Here is a 3,916-nt window from a genome sequence, read left to right as displayed (position 1 = left end):
CGTGCGGCGTCGCTCTTGGGAGGGCAGCCCACTGCGCAACGTGATGCTATTCGCGCAGACCTAGCAGCGCGTACTCGATCTGACGGTATCAAGTCTAAAGAGGGTTAATTCGCCCCGGCTCCGTGAGCTATCATTTCGGCCATTCGCGTCTGAGTCTTGCCTAAAAGGCAGGTAACTGGCCTTTTGCACCGTCCGTCCGCTTTGTGGCCCAACCGGCGCACATCTTTCTGTATAGCTATGGACCGAGGCAATTCGCCTCAAGCTTTTTCGCTTGGTGTTGCCCTCAACTCGGATCATAAAGCGCCATGCTATCCACATCGCTGAAGTCAGTCTTACATCACGCCAGATACTTTCCCCTGTGGACGGCGCTGACCGTTCTTCGATGGCGCACTTTTGAATTGCGCTCGCGTGGTTTGGGGACAACGCTTGGAACGATCGTGCGTTGGTTTCCGCCTGCAAGAAGGCGCTTTGACCGCGAAGTGAAGCGTGTTTTCCCAGATATGAAACGCGGCGATCGCACAAGGCTTGGCCAAAATATGGGCAGGCATATGGGGCGAACGCTTTTTGAGATTTACCACGATGCTGAATTTCAGACCCAACACCACAAATTCAGTGTCTCTGGGCCCGGGCTAGCCGCGCTTAAAGAGGCCAATGCGGCAGGCAAAGGCGCGATCATTGTTTCCGGCCATTTTGGGCAATGGGAAGCAGTGCGCGCGGCGGTCAAAATGAACGGGATGGAAAGTGGAGCCGTCTATCGTCCACACAAGAATCGTCACTATGAACGTCGTATTTTTGCTGGAATTGAGGCAGGGGGAAAACCAATTCTTGCAACCGGTCGCGTTGGCACTAAAGCCCTTGTGCGTCATGTACGGGGAGGGGGTATTATCTCCATTTTGTTGGATGAAAAATATGCAGAAGGTGTGCGAATACCGTTTCTTGGTCACGACGCTCTCACATCCCTTTCTGCGGCCCAGCTTGCACTCAAATACGACCTCCCGATGATCCCCGCGTATGGGATACGCATTGATGACGGGAATGCATTTCAAGTAGAATTCGAAGCGCCTATCCCTCACACTGATGCCATCACTATGACGCGTGCCTTTAATGACAGTCTGTCCGCGCGGATCTTGGCCAACCCGGACCAGTGGTATTGGATGTTGAGACGCTGGGAAGGCGCATCAAGTCCAGCATAGTCCAGAGTGCGGGTATCTGTTTCTGATGCAGCAACGGTGCGACGGGCGTGTTGAATAACGAGAGCATCCAAGACCCAATGTTCTCAGAAAGGCCCAAAATGTGGTACCCGTACATCGATGAGAAAACATTCATTCAGCTTCCTGATCAGGGACTAGCCCGCCTTGTCGCTGCATCGCGATCAAGACAGTCCCAGAATCAGATTTCATCGCGTCGCAGTGCGAATTTGCGCAAGAGCGCGGCTCACTTCTGGGTGAAGCTCTCCCGAGCTTTTTCGCGAGAGACCCGGAGTGATTCACGCGCTTAGAGCTGACCGGAAATGCATGGTAGTCCGAGACTACGGCGCTTCACCTTTGGTGACGGCGACAAGGACTGCTGCAATCTCGGCGGCGTCTAATCCATAGTCGTTTAAGGCGGTTTCAGGCGATATGTATCCGCGGGCAAGATCGCGTTTGACTTGATCCAGCGGTCGATCTTTTGGATCGCCGTAGCCCGCGCCTCCGGGGAAGGCCATCATGACTTTCCGACCGTAGGGAACGAATTGCTTGCCTTTGCCGTTCATCGCCGTGCCGTCGTCTTGTGCGATAGTTGTTGGCGCGCCAGCCATACCGCCACGTCTTCCACGGGCAGGGTGGTTTACGCGGTCAAACATGGCCTGGATGTCGAATTCGTGGCCCTCGCGCGCACCGACTTCCATGTATTGTCCAAGGCCGCCGCGCTGTTTACCGGACCCACCAGAATCGGGGCGCAGTTCTTTGCGCCAGATAATCACCGGACCTGCGTGTTCGGTTGCTTCCACGGGCATGGTCATCACGCCGGACGGGAAGGCGGTGGCATTCAGCCCGTCATGTTCTGGCCGTGCCCCCGAACCGCCAGAGTTGAACGTCAAGACCTCGGACCGCCGGGCATTTGTGGGGGCGGGCGCGTCGGTGCGGGGGCGCAAGGATACCTGAAAGTTGCATAGACATCCGGCCCCTTCGGCAGGGACCAACCCCGGCACGATCTTATCAAAGGCATTAAATACCGTATCCGGCACGAAGTGGCCAACGATGTGGCGCAAGGCGACGGGGGCGGGGTGCACTGCATTGACGATTGTATCGACCGGGGCTTCGACTTCGAATGGGGCAAGTGAGGCGGCGTTGTTGGGAATTTCAGGCGCGATGGCCACTTTTAGGGCGTAGCAGGCATAGGCTTTTGCATAGACAAGCGGGCAGTTTATGCCTTTTTTGTCTACCGCCGATGATCCTGTGAAATCAGACACGATCCGGTCTTCGTAGACGGTTACTTTGACCTTCAGCGTTATGGGTTTTTCAAAGCCATCTAGCGTCATTTCGCCTGTGGCTGCTTTGCGTGGCAAGGCTGCAATGCGTTCGAGCGTTGCGCGGCGGGAGTTGTCGAGGATGAACGAACCGATGCCGTCCAGATCAACGAGGTCAAATTCGTCCATCATGTCGATGAGACGGCGATGCCCGATCTCGTTGCATGTCGCAAGCGCGTACATGTCGCCGACCAGTTGATCGGGTTCGCGCACGTTGCCGCGTACAATGCGGATGAGTGTTTCATCGACCTCACCTTTACTGGCGAACTTCATAATCGGAATATAGAGACCTTCTTCGTAGACGCTTGCGGCGTCCGCGCCAAAGCCGCGCCCGCCAATGTCGACGATGTGGGCAGTGCAGGCGAAAAAGCCTATAAGCGAGCCTGAGTGGAAAGACGGGCTGACCATCGTGATGTCATGGAGGTGGCCAGTGCCCTCCCAGGGGTCATTGGTGATATAGACGTCACCCTCGAAGATGTTGTCGCGCCCGATGCGGCGGATGAAATGGGCGACGGCGTCGGCCATTGCGTTCACATGGCCGGGTGTTCCGGTGACGGCTTGCGCAAGCATCTGGCCGTGTACGTCGTAGACACCGGCCGACAAATCGCCAGCTTCCCGCACCGATGTCGAGAACGCGGTGCGCACAAGTGCTTGTGCCTGTTCTTCGACCACCGAGATTAGCCTGTTCCACATGACTTGGTAGGCAACGTTTGACGGGTCTTTTGCCACTGTCTTATCCTTTCACGCGCAGGTCGATGCAGCCGTCGGGCTGGCGAACTGCGGTGCGACTTGAGGGGACGATGATCGTTGTTTCGTCTTCAGTGATGATCGCTGGTCCGGCTGCCATCGCTCCTTGGGACATGGCGCTTCGCAAAACGATGTTGGCGGTCACAAAATCTGCGACGGCAGGGTCGAACAGTTTGCGATTTCCGTGGTATTGGGCGGCTGTGTGCCCGGCTTCTTCAGCGACGCGTGCGACGGCTTCGGGAGGGGTTGTTGCATTGACGGACCAGACAGTGATTTCGATATCCATTCCCGCGACCGAGCGGCCGAAAAGCCTAGTGTAGTCTTCGATGAAGCGCGCTTCGAACACGGCGCTGTCTGGGTTCATCGCTTGGTCTTCGGTCAGAGTTATCGGGATTTCCCAACCTTGGCCGGAATAGCGCATGTAGACCTTAAATTCGGAGAGGATCGGGCTGAGGGCGTCGCAGTTGCGCACAAACCCCGTCGCCTCTGACTTGAGGTCTGCAAGCAGGGTTTTGATTTTTGCGCCGTCGAAATCTGCGAGGGTCATATAGACAGAACGGTTTGCCTCGAAGCTGAAGGGCGCACGAAGGAAGCCGATGGCAGAGCCGACGCCAGCGCCGGGTGGGACGAGGAGGCGGTCGACGCCAAGTTTTTCGCATA

Annotated in this window: 2 protein-coding genes and 1 pseudogene; 1 reads left to right on the top strand and 2 read right to left on the bottom strand. The window is 56.6% G+C overall.

Annotation, left to right across the window (positions count from 1 at the left end; translation table 11 throughout):
* The first annotated feature begins 305 nt into the window (after positions 1 to 305).
* Positions 306 to 1,193, top strand: a complete 888-nt coding sequence (locus Q1B15_RS23265) for a lysophospholipid acyltransferase family protein (RefSeq protein WP_299758618.1) — start codon at positions 306 to 308, stop codon at positions 1,191 to 1,193.
* A gap of 335 nt (positions 1,194 to 1,528) precedes the next feature.
* Here the strand turns inward: Q1B15_RS23265 and Q1B15_RS23260 are convergent, their stop codons facing one another.
* Both Q1B15_RS23260 and Q1B15_RS23255 read right to left on the bottom strand, forming a co-directional pair.
* On the bottom strand, positions 1,529 to 3,238 hold the full coding sequence (locus Q1B15_RS23260) for a hydantoinase B/oxoprolinase family protein (protein ID WP_299758616.1): 1,710 nt from the start codon (positions 3,236 to 3,238) through the stop codon (positions 1,529 to 1,531).
* Positions 3,239 to 3,242: 4 nt separating this feature from the next.
* Positions 3,243 to 3,916: pseudogene (locus Q1B15_RS23255) on the bottom strand (hydantoinase/oxoprolinase family protein); the annotation flags it as partial.

It is taken from the genome of uncultured Boseongicola sp. (assembly GCF_937988555.1).
GTDB lineage: Bacteria > Pseudomonadota > Alphaproteobacteria > Rhodobacterales > Rhodobacteraceae > Boseongicola.
This window is presented reverse-complemented; position numbering and strand designations above follow the sequence as displayed.